At 71.6% G+C, this 15,898-nt stretch carries 12 protein-coding genes and 1 tRNA gene; 9 read left to right on the top strand and 4 right to left on the bottom strand.

Annotation, left to right across the window (positions count from 1 at the left end; all coding sequences use genetic code 11):
• Positions 1 to 310: 310 nt before the first annotated feature.
• The 3 genes from ACQKIP_RS07800 to ACQKIP_RS07790 all read left to right on the top strand — a co-directional run bounded on the left by ACQKIP_RS07800 (position 311) and on the right by ACQKIP_RS07790 (position 4,345).
• Complete coding sequence (locus ACQKIP_RS07800; protein ID WP_365863853.1) at positions 311 to 2,020, top strand: MFS transporter; 1,710 nt, start codon at positions 311 to 313, stop codon at positions 2,018 to 2,020.
• Between the two features lie 121 nt (positions 2,021 to 2,141).
• Positions 2,142 to 2,732 carry a DUF485 domain-containing protein gene (locus tag ACQKIP_RS07795; protein ID WP_365863855.1) on the top strand — a complete coding sequence of 197 codons (591 nt, stop codon included), beginning with the start codon at positions 2,142 to 2,144 and terminating at the stop codon, positions 2,730 to 2,732.
• A complete protein-coding gene (locus tag ACQKIP_RS07790) occupies positions 2,729 to 4,345 on the top strand; it encodes a cation acetate symporter (RefSeq protein WP_365863857.1) in 1,617 nt (538 codons plus the stop codon). The genes ACQKIP_RS07795 and ACQKIP_RS07790 overlap by 4 nt, the downstream gene beginning before the upstream one ends.
• Positions 4,346 to 4,399: 54 nt before the next feature.
• Here ACQKIP_RS07790 and ACQKIP_RS07785 read toward each other — a convergent pair whose 3' ends face one another.
• The 3 genes from ACQKIP_RS07785 to ACQKIP_RS07775 form a co-directional block, all read right to left on the bottom strand.
• A complete protein-coding gene (locus ACQKIP_RS07785; RefSeq protein WP_365863859.1) occupies positions 4,400 to 5,299 on the bottom strand; it encodes a cellulose-binding protein in 900 nt (299 codons plus the stop codon).
• Between the two features lie 221 nt (positions 5,300 to 5,520).
• Complete coding sequence (locus tag ACQKIP_RS07780) at positions 5,521 to 8,241, bottom strand: SUKH-4 family immunity protein (RefSeq protein ID WP_427742490.1); 2,721 nt, start codon at positions 8,239 to 8,241, stop codon at positions 5,521 to 5,523.
• A gap of 7 nt (positions 8,242 to 8,248) precedes the next feature.
• Entirely contained in the window at positions 8,249 to 9,235 is a 987-nt protein-coding gene (locus ACQKIP_RS07775; RefSeq protein ID WP_365863863.1) for an SMI1/KNR4 family protein, read from the bottom strand.
• A 348-nt stretch (positions 9,236 to 9,583) separates the two neighbouring features.
• Between ACQKIP_RS07775 and ACQKIP_RS07770 the strand changes: the two genes are divergently transcribed.
• Positions 9,584 to 10,129 carry a YwqJ-related putative deaminase gene (locus tag ACQKIP_RS07770; RefSeq protein WP_365863865.1) on the top strand — a complete coding sequence of 182 codons (546 nt, stop codon included), beginning with the start codon at positions 9,584 to 9,586 and terminating at the stop codon, positions 10,127 to 10,129.
• A 34-nt stretch (positions 10,130 to 10,163) separates the two neighbouring features.
• Positions 10,164 to 10,685, top strand: coding sequence for an SUKH-3 domain-containing protein (locus ACQKIP_RS07765; RefSeq protein ID WP_365863867.1), 522 nt, complete (start codon positions 10,164 to 10,166; stop codon positions 10,683 to 10,685).
• A gap of 39 nt (positions 10,686 to 10,724) precedes the next feature.
• Here ACQKIP_RS07765 and ACQKIP_RS07760 read toward each other — a convergent pair whose 3' ends face one another.
• Complete coding sequence (locus ACQKIP_RS07760) at positions 10,725 to 12,062, bottom strand: sensor histidine kinase (RefSeq protein ID WP_365863869.1); 1,338 nt, start codon at positions 12,060 to 12,062, stop codon at positions 10,725 to 10,727.
• Between the two features lie 167 nt (positions 12,063 to 12,229).
• On the opposite strand from ACQKIP_RS07760, the gene ACQKIP_RS07755 reads away from it, so the two are divergent.
• From ACQKIP_RS07755 to ACQKIP_RS07740, 4 genes are all read left to right on the top strand, one after another.
• The gene (locus ACQKIP_RS07755) at positions 12,230 to 13,102 is read left to right on the top strand and encodes a hypothetical protein (protein ID WP_365863871.1); all 873 of its coding nucleotides are present in this window, start codon (positions 12,230 to 12,232) and stop codon (positions 13,100 to 13,102) included.
• Between the two features lie 11 nt (positions 13,103 to 13,113).
• Positions 13,114 to 13,184: transfer RNA gene (locus ACQKIP_RS07750), tRNA-Gln, on the top strand.
• A 116-nt stretch (positions 13,185 to 13,300) separates the two neighbouring features.
• Positions 13,301 to 14,758 (top strand): bifunctional UDP-N-acetylglucosamine diphosphorylase/glucosamine-1-phosphate N-acetyltransferase GlmU, encoded by a 1,458-nt coding sequence (glmU, locus tag ACQKIP_RS07745; protein ID WP_365863872.1) that lies wholly within the window; start codon positions 13,301 to 13,303, stop codon positions 14,756 to 14,758.
• Positions 14,759 to 14,893: 135 nt separating this feature from the next.
• On the top strand, positions 14,894 to 15,871 hold the full coding sequence (locus tag ACQKIP_RS07740) for a ribose-phosphate diphosphokinase (RefSeq protein WP_190083527.1): 978 nt from the start codon (positions 14,894 to 14,896) through the stop codon (positions 15,869 to 15,871).
• The last annotated feature ends 27 nt before the right edge of the window (positions 15,872 to 15,898 follow it).

The following is a 15,898-nucleotide window of genomic DNA, read 5'->3' as shown; positions in this document are numbered from 1 at the left end:
CACCCCCGAAGGTGTGGCTGGTCGGACCCGGGCCGTGTCCTGCCCGGCCCGCCACCGACGTCCTGCCTGGCCCGCCCCCGTCGGCATAAAGCCAATCTAAGAAGCGGCAGGGGCCTTCTCGTCCTCCAGCAGTACGAACGCACCCCGGTCCGTAGTACGGAGGATCCCTTAGGGGATCTCCACCTCCCGGTGGAGCGGTTCTCGGGGTCGCTCCACCCTCCTGCCGAGCGGACACCGGCCCACCTGCCGGGATGCTCTCCACCCCTGCCCCCGGGGGCAGACCGGGTGAGAAGGTGGCCGGAACAAATAGATGCAGGGGGAAGGAATCTCGGTGGACGCGGACGGCAACGCGGATGGGTCGGGCGCGGGGACGTCGGGCGGGGGGACGTCGGACGCGAGGACGTCGGGCTCAGGAACGTCGGGCGGGGACACGTCGGGCACGGACACCCCGGGCGCGGATGGCGATGGCATACGGCGGCGGCGCGGCCCCGTGGTCGCCGCCCTCATGCTCGCCATGGCGCTCGCCGCCCTGGACTCCACGATCGTCTCGACCGCCATCCCGCAGATCGTCGGCGACCTCGGCGGCTTCTCCGTCTTCTCCTGGCTCTTCTCCGGCTATCTCCTCGCCGTCACCGTCACCCTGCCCATCTACGGCAAGCTCTCCGACACCTTCGGCCGCAAGCCCGTCCTCATCGCGGGCAGCATCCTCTTCCTGATCGGCTCGGCCCTGTGCGCCGTGGCCTGGAACATGGGCGCGCTCATCGCCTTCCGCATCGTCCAGGGCCTGGGCGGCGGCGCGCTCCAGGGGACGGTGCAGACACTCGCCGCCGACCTCTACCCGCTCAAGGAACGCCCCAAGATCCAGGCCAAGTTGTCCACCGTGTGGGCGTCCTCGTCCATCGCGGGCCCGGCCCTCGGCGGACTGATCGCCGCGTACGCCGACTGGCGCTGGATCTTCCTGATCAACCTGCCCATCGGCGCGGTCGCCCTCTGGCTGATCGTGCGCCATCTGCACGAGCCGGAGCGCGCGGCGGTTATCCGGGGGCGCATCGACTGGGCGGGCGCGCTCACCGTCTTCGCCTGCGGCGGCGTCCTGCTCACCGCGCTCGTGCAGGGCGGCGTCGCCTGGGGCTGGCTGTCGGCCCAGTCGCTCGCGCTGTTCGGGGGCGGGCTGCTGCTCGCCGGGGCCGTCGTGGTCATCGAGCGGCGCGCGGCGGAACCGATCATCCCCGGCTGGGTCTGGCGCCGACGCACCATCGCCGCGGTCAACCTCGCGCTCGGCGCGCTCGGCCTCCTGATGGTCGCGCCGACGGTCTTCCTGCCGACGTACGCTCAGTCCGTGCTCGGCCTCGCGCCGATCGCCGCCGGGTTCGTGCTCTCCGTGATGACGCTGAGCTGGCCGGTCTCCGCCGCCCTGAGCCAGCACGTCTACCGCAGGCTCGGTTTCCGCGACACGGCGCTCATCGGCATCGGCGGGGCCGCGCTCTTCCTCTTCGCGTTCCCCTTCCTGCCCTATCCGGGCCAGGCCTGGCAGCCGGCCCTGATCATGCTGCTCCTCGGCGCGGCACTCGGTCTCTTCCAACTGCCGCTGATCGTGGGGGTGCAGTCCACCGTCGGCTGGTCCGAGCGCGGCACGGCCACCGCGTCCATCCTCTTCTGCCGCCAGATAGGCCAGACCCTGGGCGCCGCCCTGTTCGGCGCGGTCGCCAACGGGGTCCTGACCTCGCGGCTCGGCGGCGCGGGCTCCCTGGACTCGGTGGCCCGGGCCCTGGAGAACCCGGCCGCCGTCGCCGACCCCGAACGGCTGCGGCGCGCGGTCGACTCGGCGGTGGACACGGTGTACGTGGGGGCGGGCTGCGCGGCGGTGCTCGCACTCCTCGTACTGGTGTTCCTGGCCCCTCGGCGCTTTCCGGTAATCGGCGCGCAGGGCCCGGAAAACGGAGCGCCGGAACCCCCGGAGAGCAGGGAGAACACCGAACAGACCGCGCGCAAAGACCCCGTGAACAGACCGGCCGAATAAACCGACCATCCAGTATGGGCAAACCCTTACGCGGCTCTACTACTTACGAGTAACGTGCTCGATTCCCAGCTCTGCTCCCTGCGGTCCCGCACCGGACCGACGCCGCGCAAGGAGAACCGGGATGCCCTACCCTCACCAGCCCCAACACCCCGACCGGTCACAGCAGTCCGCCCGTCCCCGGGAACCTCACCACCCCCACCACGCCTACCACCCCCACCTCCCCCCGCACGCCTCCTCCCCCTCGTATCCGGCCTACCCCGCCGGCCCCACCGAGCCCGTCGCACCCGCCGATCCCGCCAATCCCGCCAATCCCGGCTACGCAACTGACCCCACCGGCCCCACGCACCTCACCTACCCCTGGCAGCCCGCCGCACCGCCGGCGCCCCCGCCACGGCCGAAGCTCCCCCGCCATCCCGCGCTCGGCCGCCACAGCGACCTGCGCCACCTGCGCAGCGCCTACCGCTGGCAGCGCCGCGTCGCCACCCTCACCGCGCTCGGCTACTTCACGCTCTTCCTGATCCTCTCCGCCTTCGCCCCGTCCCTGATGACGGACACGGTCTCCGGCGGCCTGACCACCGGCCTGCTGCTCGGCCTGTGCCAGGTCCCCGTCACCCTCGTCGCCATAGCGCTGTACGAGTTCACCGCCCGCCGCCGGGTCGACCCGCTGTCCGAACGCCTGCGCAAACTGGCGGAGTTGGAGGCCAACCGATGACCTCGTACGTCACGCTGGCCGCCGACTCGGCGCAGGCGATGTCCCTGGTGGCGTTCACCGCCGTCGTCACGCTCACGCTGCTCCTGTGCGTCATGACGGGCCCCGACCGCGACGATCTCGGCGAGTTCTACGCGGGTTACGGTGCGCTGTCGCCGATGCGCAACGGCCTGGCCATCGCGGGGGACTACATCTCGGCGGCGACCGTGCTCGGCACGGGCGGAATCATCGCCCTCCTCGGATACGACGGCGTGGTCCTCGCCCTGAGCACCGCCCTGTCCCTGATGCTCCTGATGTTCCTGCTCGCCGAACCCCTGCGCAACGCGGGCCAGTTCACCATGGGCGACGTACTGGCCCGCCGGATGCCGGGGCGTGCCGTACGGATCACCGCGTGCGCGGCGACGCTGGCCGCGCTGATCCCGCTCATGCTGGTGCAACTCGCGGGCGCGGGCGACCTGCTCTCCTTCATCCTCGGCTTCTCCGGCGAGGGCGTGAAGACGGGCTGCGTCGTCGCCCTGGGCGCACTCATGATCAGCTACGCGGCGATCGGCGGCATGAAGGGCACCGCCCTCATCCAGATCCTGAAGATCGTGATGCTGCTCGGCTCCGGAGCGGTCATCGCCGCCCTGATCCTGCGCCGCTTCGACTGGGACCCGGGCGCGCTCCTGGCCGCCGCCGAGAAGGGCAGCGGAGTGGGCCCCGCCTTCCTCCGGTCCGGACTCCAGTTCGCGGGAGGACCCCACCCCGGCCTCGACATGATCAGTTCGGAACTCACGGTCGTACTGGGCGGGGCGTGCCTGCCGCACGTCACGATGCGGATGTACACGGCGCGCAGCGCGCGTGAAGTGCGCCGGTCGATGTCGTGGGCGGTGTCGTCGGTGGCGCTCTTCGTCCTCATCATCGCGATCGTCGGCTTCGGCGCGACGGCGATGGTCGGGCGGGCGGCGATCGCGCAGGCGGACCCGCAGGGCAACACGGCGTACCTGCTCGGTTCCAGGGCGGTGTTCGGGGCCAACGCCTCGACGGCGGAGACCCTCATCTTCACGACGGTCACCACGGCGATCTTCCTGACCCTGCTCGCCTCGGTCGCCGGAATGATCCTGGCCTGCGCCAACTCCCTCGCCCACGACGTCTTCGCGCACCTGCGCAGGGACCTCACCCCGCGCCGCGAGATGACACTGGCCCGCGTCTCCGCGCTCGCCGTGGGGGGCGTGGCGATCGTCCTGGCGGTCCTGGTCCAGCACCACAACCTGCAACCGCTGGTGACCCTCTCCTTCTGCCTGGGCGCATCGGCACTCGCCCCGGCGCTGGTCTACAGCCTCTTCTGGCGCCGCTACACCCGCCGGGGCCTGCTGTGGACCCTCATCGGCGGCACCCTCGGCTCCGTCATCCTCATGACGGGCACCAACCTGGTCTCGGGCGCCCCCACTTCGGCCTTCCCGGACCACGACTTCAACTGGTTCCCCTTCACCACCACAGGAATCGCCTCCATCCCCCTCGGCTTCCTCCTGGGCTGGCTGGGCACGGTGTCATCGGGCCCCCGGGAATCGGAGGACCAACGCAAGCGGTACGAGGCGGTGGAGGGCTGGATCCTGGCGGGGGTGACAAGGAGGTAGCTCTTACCGGGAAGGACTCGACACGGAGCAACGGGCGGATGGGGGTGGAGGAGCCTAGGGGGTTCCCTCAGCGGCGGCCCGCCCGGTCAGCGCAGCGAGACTGCTGCGCACATGCTCCATGTGCGCCCGCACCTCGTCCCACTCCTCCCCGTGCTCCCGCAGCATCCGCTCGGTGTCCCGCGCGATGCCCTCCTCCCGCGCCACCGCGGCAGCGATCAACTCCGCGCCCCGCGCCTCCGCGTCCTCCTGCCCGTGCCGAGCGGACTCCTCCGCCTCGGCAAGGGCCCGCTTCGCCTCGGACAGGCGCTCCTCCGCCGCGGCCACCAGCGAAGCCTCCCGCGCGTCCGCCTCCGCTTCCCGCTCGGCGATCTCCCGCTCGGCGGCCTCCCACCGCTCGGCCTGCTCCTTCTCCTGCTCCTCGAGCAGCGCGGCACTGCGCTCCCGCGTCTCCCGCAGCGCGGCAAGGGCCTCGCCCCGCCACTCCTTCACGTCGTGCCGGGCCCCGATCCGCGACTCGTCAGCGGCGGCACGGCAGGCGAGCAGCCGCTGCCGGGCCCGCTCGTCGGCCTCGCCGAGGATCTCGTCGGCGTACGCGCGAGCCGCCTCACGCAGCTTCTGCGACTCCGCGTCGGCCGCCTCCGCCATGGCCCGCACGTCGGCATCGGCCGCGTCGCGCACGGCGGCGACCTCCTCCTCGCCCAGGGCCAGGATCCTCTGCGCGCGCTCGCCGAGTTCCTCGTACGTCTGCGGGGCGAGACGCGAGACCACGTCCCGCAGCCGCTCCGCCTCCGCCTCCATCTCCTTGGCGAGGACGGTGAGCCGGGCGGCACGCTCCCACGCGCCGTCGCGGTCCTCGGACAGTTCGAGGGCGTACGCCTCCACCTGCTCGGGACGGTAGCCACGCCCGCGCACGGCGACGAAACCGTGCTCCGACGCCGTTGCACCGCTGCTCATCGTTGAATCCCTCCTCCGACGCTCCACGCGCGTACTGCGTGATTGGCGCACATCTTGATGGATCAAGCGGAAGCGCTCATAACGCGACACTCCGCACATCTCATCCGCTCAAGGATGCGCCATTTGCCATCAGAAGTCGGAATCGGGGGTACGACGGCCCGGAAAACGCGAGGGGCGCCCGACCCCACACGGGATCGGACGCCCACTCGGCACGGCGTGAACTACAGCAGGCCGTCCCACATCTGCTCGAGAAGCACCGACCACCAGCTCTCCGGCGACGCGAGCGCCGCCGGGTCGAGTGCCGCGAGCTGGCTCTGGAAGTCGACGGTCCAGCGGCCCGCCTGCTCCTGGTTGAGCCCGAAGCGCAGCCGCCACATCCGGCCGAGCAGCGCCAGGCAGCGCGCGAACTCGGGCAGGCCCGTGTTCACGAACTGCGGCGGCACCGGAGCACCGCCGGGACCGGCCTCCACGGGCACGGCGACGATGTTCGCCGTGCCGTACTGGACGCAGATCGCGCGGCCGAAGTCACTGCCCATCACGAGGTACGACCCCGCGTCGGACGCCGGCTGCACCCCGCGCTCCTGCGCCATCTCCGCGAGAGTCGGCACCGGACGCCCCGGCTGGGCCTGCGCCCAGAAGAACGGACCGAAGTCGACGGGCAGACCCGCCACGACGAGCGTGTGCGCCACGAGGTCGGGCACGCCCTGCCGGGACACCGCCCGCTGGTCGAAGCGGAAGATGCCGGGCCCGAACGCGCCCACCAGCTCCTGCGCCACGCCCTCCGGCGGGATCGGCGGCGCGGGCTGCACCTGCGGCAGCGGCGCGCGCACCGGCGCGGGGCGCGCGGGACCGTCCGCGACCTGGTGCAGCTCGGCCTGGTGCGCGATGAGCTGCTGCATGCCGCCCTGCCGGGACGCGTGGTCCCTGCCGTACGGGGCGATGCTCGTGATCCGCGCCTGCGGCCAGGTCTCCCGGATCATGCGGGCGCAGTACGCGCCCGGCAGCTCGCAGGACTCCAGCTCCGTGTGGAGTTCGAGCACCTGCTGCGGCGGCACGTTCATGCCGCGCAGCTCGTGCAGGATCTGCCACTCCGGGTGCGGCGTGCCGGGCGCCGAACGGCGGATGAGCTGCTGCTCGGAGCCGTCCTGCGCGCGGTAACGGAGCACGGCCTGGTAGCCGGGGCCGACGGTCGGCTGACCGGTGGGCGGCTGCGGGTAGCCGTAGGGCTGACCGGGAGCGGGCTGGCCCGGCGCCGGGGGCAGCATGCCGGGAGCACCTGGGGCGCCGGGGGCCTGCGGCGGCATGGGCGCGCCGGGGCCGCCGACCGCGGGTCCGGCCAGCATGGTCGCGGCGTGGTGGACACCGCCGCCGGGGGCGGCGGGGGCGCCGGGAGCGGCGGGGGGCTGCGGGGCACCGGGAGCACCCGGAGCGCCGGGCGGGCCAGGAGGCTGCGGGGCACCCGGAGCGCCGGGAGCACCCGGCGGCTTGATACCGCCGGGACCACCAAGGCTCGGGTCCGCCAGCATCGTCGCCGCGTGGTGGACACCGCCGCCGGGGGGCGGGGTGCTGCCGGGCGGGTTCGGGGCGCCGGGAGGCTGCGGGGCGTCCGGAGCCGCGGGCGGCTGGGGTCCGTCGGGGCCGAGCGACGAGACGAGCTGCGTCGGGACGTAACCGCCCGCCGGGGTGCCCGGAGCACCGGGCCCGGACGGCGGCGGTGTACCCCCGGCGGCGCCGGGCACCCCCGGAGCACCGGGAGGCGGCGGCGTGGTCGCACCGCCACCGCGGGCACCGCGCGGCGGAGCCTGCGCCTTGCTGGTCGCGGCGTCGGCGATGTCCCCCGCACCGGGGGGCGCGGAGTGCTGGGCGGCGGCGGGCGCCGGGCCCTGCGGGTAGCCGTAAGCGGCCGGGTCCGGAGGGCTGACGCCCGGAGGCGGCGGCATGTTCACCGCGGCACCGGCGGGCGGCGGCGGGAGGTTCGGCCCCGGAGCCGTCGGAGCGGCCGGGGGCTGCGCGCCGGGGCCCTGCGGATAGCCGTACGCGGCCGGGTCCGGAGCACCGGCTCCCGGCGGCGGGGACTGGCCGGGGCCACGGTCGTCGAGCGCGGGCGCGACCGTCGTGGACGGAAGACCGCTGCCGCCGTGCATCAGCGCGGTCTTGGCCTCGGGGGCCACACCGGGCGGCGGAGTGTCATCGTCGTCACCGCCGACCAGCGGCGGCGCGAACACCGTCGCGGGCGCGGGCACCGAACGGTCGTCGCCTGTATCGGCGTTGGTGTCCGTACCGGCCCACGGGGTGGCCCCGACCGGCGCGTCCGACGCCCCGGCCGCAGGCCACGGCGTACCCCCGCCGGGAGCCCCGGGAGCGGCAGCAGGGGCGGGCGCAGAAGGCGCGGCAGGCGCAGACGGCGCACCCGGCGTCGAACCGCCGTACCCCGCACCCCCGTCGGACGCACCCGGCGCAGACGGCGCACCCGGCGCAGACGAAGCCGCAGCACCCGCAGGCCCCGCAGCGCTGGCCGCACTCGCCGCCCCCGCCGAACTCCCCGACCCCGCCCTGCGATCCGGAATGCCCAGCTTGTCCGCCGCCTCCTGGAGCCACTCCGGGGGGCTCAACAGGAACGACGTCTGATTCAGGTCGACCCGCTCCGGCGCGGGCGGCGCCGCATCCTCCGGCGCCGCGTCCGGCAGGCCGTACTCCTCCTCGTACCGGCGGATCACCTCACCGACCGGCAGCCCCGGCCAGAGCGTGGCCTCACCGCTGTCCCGTGCGATGACGAGCCGCTGCCGGCCGCCGTCGGACACCGGACCGTTCTCACGGTCCTCCGCCCACACGACGAACCCGAGCTCGAACTCCCGCACCCGCACCTCGCGATGCTGGTAGCCGGGCACATCGGCGTTGATCCACTCCTCGGCGCGCTCCTGCGCCTGCGCGAAGGTCACCATCGACAAGTCACTCCCCCACCGGGACGGCGTGCGCGAAGCCGCCGTCCACCATCAGGTTCGCCACGGTCTCCAACTCCGGCGGATTGCCCGCGAGCCGCGCCAGGAAGGCGTCGAAGTCGTCACCGCACGGCAGCAGCAGCCGCTCCACCCGCTCGGCGGGTGACCAGGCGGCCGCCTCCGATACGTCCCGCGCGTCGTCGTACGCGCAGAACCACACCGACCCGATCCGGTCACCCTTGACCTTCACGGCGAGAATGCCGCCCTGCACGAAACCGACTCCCAGGTAGTCCTTGGTGAGATGGTCCCGCAGGCATTTGTTCACGTACACCAGGTCATTGACCGCGGCCTCGTCCCGCACCGTGAAGAACGGCTGGTCGATCAGGAGACCGAGCTCGGCGTCGAGCGCCGTACCCACCGGCGCGCAGCCGCCCGCCGCCTTCAGGAAGGAACGGTAGGCGCCCGGCAGCCGGTAGCCCAGGTCCTCCTCGACGCCCAGGACGTCCTGCTCGCTCACCGCGACCGCCGACTTCGGCAGCGCCAGATGCGCGGGGCGCGTCTCCTGGAGCGGGCGCGTACCCCGCTTGTTCTGGTCCACCGGCGTCGTCGCGAGCCCGCCGTGATGCCGCAGGAGCGCCTTCACCTCGACCGGGACCAGCTCAAGGCGCCTGCCGCCGGGCACGTGGTGCCAGGTCCAGCCGTGCGGGGTCGCCACCGGCGGAATCGTGTCCCACAGGTCGTGGTCCGCCGCGGCCATCGCCGCGTTCGCCGAGACGTAGTCCGTCAGACGCAGCTCGTCGACGCCGAAACCCTCCGGGGGCTCGGCGATCTCGGCGGCCGCACGCGCGTAGGCCGAGAAGTCCGGATAGCCGAGCTCGTCGACGCGCACACCTCTGGGATGGCGCGTGGCCCGGACCGGATCCGGGAAGTGCACGACCTGCCCGGCGTAGGCCGCGTTCGGCGGCGCGGCTTGCTGCCCCAGCCGACCTGTCGTCATGGCGGTTGCCCCCTGCGGCACTGTTAATGGTTCTGCGGATCACTGTGCGTGGATTCGCTGTACGTCGGATTCGCTGAGCGTCGGATTCGATGTGCGTGGATTGTGCGTACTTCTTCCTGCGTTCCGCAGACTGCGGATGTCGACAGCCTATGCGCAAGGACGACACCGGTCACCGGGCCTCCGGTTCCATGACCAGCAGCCACCGGACCGTCACCGTGCGACGAAAGCCAGGCGTGTCGCGGCGCCCCAGCTTCCGCACCACCCGCCCCATTTGGCAGGCTGTCACCGCAACGCGGGGGCGTGGCACACGCGGTCACTACCGCGAGTTGCGGGGAGGGAAGCACCACCATGCACACGGCACAGACCGGCACGACCGGCCGCCCGGCGGCCACGACGGCGCCATCGGCGACCGCCGACGCGGGTGATCCGCGCGTCGGCTGGAGCAGCGCCTCCGCGCACGCGCCCGTACTGCGCCAGCGCCGCGACGGGATACTTCCCACCGTCGCCGCCGCGCTCTCCGTCCGCGGCGCGACCCTCACCTGTACCGCGGGGCGGGGCGAAGAACCTCCCGCTCTGCACCCACTCGTACAGGACTTCCTCGACACCCTCACAAGCGGCCAGCGCGAACGCTTCACCGGAAGGTGTGCCGAAGCCATCCTCATCTCGCGCCACCTCACCGCGGCCGACGGCAGCCGGTCCAAACGCGCGGCACGAAAACCGATGACCAACGGCGAGGCCCGCAAGGCCCTCAAGCACGCCAAGCTCACCACCCGCCGCATCCGCGAGGACGGCGACCCCCTGCACGGCGGCTTCGCCCGCCCCTGCCGCTCCTGCACCGCCCTCACGGCGCACTTCGGCGTACGGATCGTGGACCCCACGACGCCGGAAGCCTGACCCCACACCGAGCCGCGAACCACTACGAGGGCCCATGCACACGGAACAGCACGCCGAGAATGCCGCGACCCAGGCGGCCGCGTCACCCCGCTTTCCCGTCCCCGTCGACGCGGCCCTGCGCGCCGCCGGCTGGACCCCCGGACGCTGGGACATAAAGCAGGCCGAGATCTGGGCCGACGTCCTGCGCCGCCACACCTCGCCCGCCGGGCACCAGCACGCCGTCTTCCCCGCCGCCGTCGAGGCGTGGGCCGAGTTCGGCGGGCTGCACATCACACCGCAGGGGCCCGGCCGCCACATAGCGCCCGCCACCGTGCACCTGGATCCCCTGTACGGGCTCCACCTGGCCCGCACGCTCGGCGACCTGGGACGCGCCCTCGACACCGAGGTGTGCCCCATAGGAGAGGAGACGGAGACCCAGGCGCTCCTCGCCATCGACGCGGAGGGCCGCGTCTACAGCCTCGACCACAGCGGCGACTGGTACCTCGGCTCCCACATCGACGAGGCCCTGTCCACCCTGACCTCAGGCACCCAACCGGAACGCCTCAAAGCGGGCTGAACCGAGCAGGGCCTTCCGGGCGGCCCGGGAAGGCCCCGCTCACGCCTCCGCGACGGCCGCCGCCGTGGGCAGTACCGCGGACACGCGGAAGCCGCCCGCGTCCGTCGGCCCCGACACGAACACCCCGCCCAGCGCGGTGACCCGCTCCTTCATGCCCACCAGACCGTTGCCCCCACTGGGCAGCCGGGCATCCCCGGGCCCCGCCTCGGGCGGCGGTTCGTTCTCCACCTGCATCGCGATCTCCGCCCCGCGATGCGCGAGGCGGACATACGTCTTGGCGCCCGCCGCGTGCTTGTGCACGTTCGTCAACGCCTCCTGGACCACGCGGTACGCGGTCTGCTCCACGTCCGCCGCATACCCGCGGGACTCCCCCTCCACGGACAGCGCCACCGCCATCCCCGCCGCACGGGACTGCCCCACCAGCTCATCGAGCTCCGCCAGGCACGGCCCGTCCTCGTCCACCGCACGCGAGGCGGCCGCCGCGGCGGCGAACCCCACGGCGGCCAGCGGCACCACATCGGAGACCGAACCGTGCCGGCCACCCGCCGGGGGCGTCGGCTCCCCGGTCCGCAGCACACCGAGCATCTCGCGCAGCTCGGTCAGCGCCTGCCGCCCCATGTCCCCGACCAGGGCGGCATTCTTCACGGCCTTCTCGGGATCTTTCCTCGCCACGGCCTGCAAGGCGGCCGCATGCACGACCATCAGACTCACCCGGTGCGCGACGACGTCATGCATCTCCCGCGCGATCCGGGTCCGCTCCTCGTTGCGCGCCCACTCGGCCCGCTCCTCGGCCCGCTCGGCAAGGAGCTGCAACTCACGCTCCAGGCTGTCGGCCCGCTCCCGCAGACTCTCCATGAGCCGCCGCCGGGCCCCGACGTACAGCCCTAGCAGGATCGGCGGCGCGGTCAGCCCGATCGAGGTGGTGATCGCGATGAACGGTATGAACCCCTCCGCGAACCCCAGGTCCCCGCTCTCCATGTCCTGCCGCGTCCGCACCAGCGTGACGATGAGCGTCCCGAGCAGAGACATTCCGGCCAGCGACCCGATGATCCGCCGGGGCAGCTCGGAGGCGGCAAGCGTGTAGAGCCCGACAACGGTGAGGAAAATCCCCATCTGAGCAGGCGTAATGGCAATGGAGACAAGCACCACGGCAATGGGCCACCGCCGCCGCAGCACCAGCGAGAACCCGGCGAGCACGCCGAACCCCACACCCACCGCCGCGGGAATCCCCGTATCCCCCGAGAACGTGACCCCCTCGGCCCCGCACTCCGCGGCCGACACCAACGCGAGCCCCACATCCAGCACGGCACTACGCCGCCGCTCCCACCACCACGGCCCAGTCACGGCCGCACTGTGGCTCTCCCCCGTCGTGGTCATACCTCCCAGCCTACGGGCGACAAGCCCTCCTTTTCCGGCGAGTTTCCGGCTCAGTGATCGAACACACGCGCTGTTCGATGCGAAACGAAACGGCCGGAATTCCCTCGAACCGTTGAACCTCTTTCGCCCTCCTGCCGGACGCCCGCATTCCGGACAAGGCTCACCGCATGACGGAAATCACGGACAAGTACGCGGACTTCGAGGCACTACGGGAACAGGCGATCGCGCTGCGGCGCGAGGGACTGAGCCGCCGCCAGATCCGCGACCGGCTCTTCATCCACAACAACGACATACTCAACCGCCTCCTGGAGGGCGAGCCGCCCCCGGAGTGGACAAAGCGCCCGAACGCGAAGGACGACCTGCGGGAGCGGGCGCGAGAGCTGCGGATCCAGGGCCGGACGTACGACCAGATCCAGCTGGAGCTGGGCTGCTCCAAGGGTTCGATCTCACTGTGGGTACGGGACCTGCCGAAGCCGGAACGGCGGCGCACCAGCGAGGAGGCCTCAGCCATCGCCAAGCGCGGCTGGGAGGCCACCATGCGTCGCCGCGAGGAGGAGCGCCGGCGGACCAAGGAAGCGGCAGCCGGCGAGATCGGCACGCTGTCCGACCGCGAACTGTTCATGGTGGGCGTCGGCCTCTACTGGTCCGAGGGAAGCAAGGACAAGCCGTACGCCCGCCGGGAGAACGTCACGTTCGTGAACAGCGACCCGGGGATGGTCCAGGTGTTCCTGGCCTGGCTCGACCTTCTCGAAGTGGAACGCCGACGCCTGCGCTTCTCGGTGCTGATCCATGAATCGGCCGACGTGGCAGCCGCCGAGCAGTACTGGGCCGACCTGGTCGGCGCCGATCGCGGCGCCTTCAACAAGACGACGCTCAAAAGGCACAACCCGAGAACCGTCCGCAAGAACGTGGGCACCGCCTACCACGGCTGCCTCGTGGTCAAAGTCCTGCAGAGCGCGGACTTGTACCGTCGCGTCGAAGGCGCTTGGTACGGCATAGTGTTGTCCGCGCGTCGAACCGATCAGCCGAATCGGGCATAGCGCGCAGACCATCCCGGGTCGTCTAATGGCAGGACAAATGGTTTTGGTCCATTGAATGAGGGTTCGATTCCTTCCCCGGGAGCAGCACGGAACGGGTCCTGACCTCAAGGTCGGGACCCGCCCTCATTTCCGGCCCACAACGCCCCGGTATCCTGCGGATGTCCACTCCCCGCACATCCGAAGCCGAAGGGCACCCCCGTGAGCGCCAACAGCCCGGCAGCCGTCGTCGTCCTTGCAGCGGGTGAGGGCACCCGCATGAAGTCGGCCACCCCCAAGGTCCTGCATGAGATCTGCGGGCGTTCTCTCATCGGGCACGTGCTCGAAGCCGCGTACGCGCTGAGTCCGGAGCGGCTCGTCACCGTCGTCGGATTCGCCCGCGAGAAGGTCGTCGCGCACCTGGGGGCCATCGCTCCGGACGTGCGCACGGCCTACCAGAGCGAGCAGAAGGGCACCGGGCACGCCGTCCGCATCGGTCTGGACGAGCTCGGCGGCGCCGTGGACGGGACCGTCATCGTCGTCTGCGGCGACACCCCGCTGCTGACCGGCGCGACCCTCCGGCAGCTGGCCGCGACGCACACGGGCGACGGCAACGCCGTGACGGTGCTGACCGCCGAGGTCCCGGACGCGACCGGGTACGGCCGCATCGTGCGGGACGGCGAGAGCGGCGCGGTGACGGCCATCGTCGAGCACAAGGACGCCACGGAGACGCAGCGCGCGATCCGTGAGATCAACTCCGGGGTCTTCGCGTTCGACGGGCAGCTGCTCGCGCAGGCGCTGGGCAAGGTGCGTACGGACAACAGCCAGGGCGAGGAGTACCTGACCGATGTTCTGGGGATCCTGCGTGAAGCGGGGCATCGCGTGGGTGCGGCCGTCACCGGCGATCACGAGGAGATCGCGGGGATCAACAACCGCGTACAACTGTCCGAGGCCCGCCGCACCTTGAACGACCGCCTCCTCACGGAGGCGATGCTGGCCGGCGTCACGGTCGTGGACCCGGCGTCGACGTGGATCGACGCGACGGTGACGTACGAGCAGGACGCGCTGGTGCACCCCGGCACGCAGCTGCACGGCGCCACGCATCTCGGTGAGGGCGCCGAGGTCGGGCCCAACACCCGTCTGACGAACACCAGGGTCGGTGCCGGTGCCCGGGTGGACAACACGGTCGCGTACGACTCGGAGGTCGGGGAGCAGGCGAGCGTCGGTCCGTTCGCGTATCTGCGGCCGGGCACCCGGCTCGGCCTGAAGGCCAAGGCGGGGACGTTCGTGGAGATGAAGAACTCGAACATCGGCGAGGGCACGAAGGTTCCGCATCTTTCGTACGTGGGCGACGCGACGATCGGTGATTACACCAACATCGGTGCCGCGAGCGTCTTCGTGAACTACGACGGCGAGGCCAAGCACCACACGACGGTGGGGTCGCACTGCAAGACGGGTTCGGACAACATGTTTGTGGCTCCTGTCACGGTCGGGGACGGTGCTTACACGGCTGCGGGGTCGGTCATCACGAAGGACGTTCCGGCCGGTTCGCTGGCCGTGGCCCGTGGCCAGCAAAGGAATATCGAGGGTTGGGTGGCGCGCAAGCGTCCGGGCAGCGCGGCCGCGAGGGCGGCGGAGGCGTCGTCCGGGAAGCCCGGGAAGCCGGCCGGCGGAAGCTGACCGGAAACAGGTGCGTCGGACACGGCGTACCGTGATAGATGCACACCATTTCGGCCGGCTCAGCGCTGCGGACTGCATTTTTCCGGAGCGTGCGGGGACGGCAGCGGGAAAAACTCGTCTGAGGAGACTAGTGCTGTGACCGGGATCAAGACGACCGGCGAGAAGAAGTTGATGCTCTTCTCCGGCCGCGCCCACCCCGAGTTGGCCGAGGAGGTCGCACACAAGCTGGGTGTCGGCATCGTGCCGACGAAGGCTTTCGATTTCGCCAACGGCGAGATCTATGTGCGGTATCAGGAGTCGGCCCGCGGGGCGGACTGCTTCTTGATCCAGAGCCACACGGCTCCGATCAACAAGTGGATCATGGAGCAGTTGATCATGATCGACGCGCTGAAGCGCGCGTCGGCCCGCTCCATCACCGTGATCGTGCCGTTCTACGGCTACGCGCGCCAGGACAAGAAGCACCGCGGCCGCGAGCCGATCTCGGCCCGTCTGGTGGCGGACCTGATGAAGACCGCGGGCGCGGACCGCATCCTCACGGTCGACCTGCACACGGACCAGATCCAGGGCTTCTTCGACGGCCCGGTCGACCACCTCTTCGCGCTGCCGATCCTCGCGGACTACGTGGGCGCGAAGGTCGACCGCTCGAAGCTGACCGTGGTCTCCCCGGACGCGGGCCGCGTCCGGGTCGCCGACCGCTGGTGCGACCGTCTCGGCGCCCCGCTGGCCATCGTGCACAAGCGCCGTGACAAGGACGTCGCCAACCAGGTCACCGTCCACGAGGTCGTGGGTGAGGTCGAGGGCCGCGTCTGCGTCCTGGTCGACGACATGATCGACACGGGTGGCACGATCTGCGCCGCCGCCGACGCCCTGTTCGCGCACGGCGCGGAGGACGTCATCGTGACGGCCACGCACGGCGTGCTCTCCGGCCCGGCCGCGGACCGTCTGAAGAACTCCAAGGTGAGCGAGTTCGTGTTCACGGACACGCTGCCCGACCCGGGCGACCTGGAGCTCGACAAGATCACGGTCCTCTCGATCGCGCCGACCATCGCGAACGCGGTGCGCGAGGTCTTCGAGGACGGTTCGGTGACGAGCCTCTTCGACGAGCAGGCCTAGTTCCTGCGGGCTCGCTCGCGGGCCACT

Source organism: Streptomyces sp. NPDC059900 (genome assembly GCF_050270335.1).
Lineage (GTDB): Bacteria > Actinomycetota > Actinomycetes > Streptomycetales > Streptomycetaceae > Streptomyces.
The sequence above is the reverse complement of the archived record's forward strand: the minus strand, read 5'-3'. Positions and strand labels throughout refer to the sequence as shown.

Coding starts and splice junctions, on each gene's coding strand:
- ACQKIP_RS07800 (WP_365863853.1), top strand. CDS start 311: ATGCAGGGGGAAGGAATCTCGGTGGACGCGGACGGCAACGCGGATGGG.
- ACQKIP_RS07795 (WP_365863855.1), top strand. CDS start 2,142: ATGCCCTACCCTCACCAGCCCCAACACCCCGACCGGTCACAGCAGTCC.
- ACQKIP_RS07790 (WP_365863857.1), top strand. CDS start 2,729: ATGACCTCGTACGTCACGCTGGCCGCCGACTCGGCGCAGGCGATGTCC.
- ACQKIP_RS07785 (WP_365863859.1), bottom strand. CDS start 5,299: ATGAGCAGCGGTGCAACGGCGTCGGAGCACGGTTTCGTCGCCGTGCGC.
- ACQKIP_RS07780 (WP_427742490.1), bottom strand. CDS start 8,241: ATGGTGACCTTCGCGCAGGCGCAGGAGCGCGCCGAGGAGTGGATCAAC.
- ACQKIP_RS07775 (WP_365863863.1), bottom strand. CDS start 9,235: ATGACGACAGGTCGGCTGGGGCAGCAAGCCGCGCCGCCGAACGCGGCC.
- ACQKIP_RS07770 (WP_365863865.1), top strand. CDS start 9,584: ATGCACACGGCACAGACCGGCACGACCGGCCGCCCGGCGGCCACGACG.
- ACQKIP_RS07765 (WP_365863867.1), top strand. CDS start 10,164: ATGCACACGGAACAGCACGCCGAGAATGCCGCGACCCAGGCGGCCGCG.
- ACQKIP_RS07760 (WP_365863869.1), bottom strand. CDS start 12,062: ATGACCACGACGGGGGAGAGCCACAGTGCGGCCGTGACTGGGCCGTGG.
- ACQKIP_RS07755 (WP_365863871.1), top strand. CDS start 12,230: ATGACGGAAATCACGGACAAGTACGCGGACTTCGAGGCACTACGGGAA.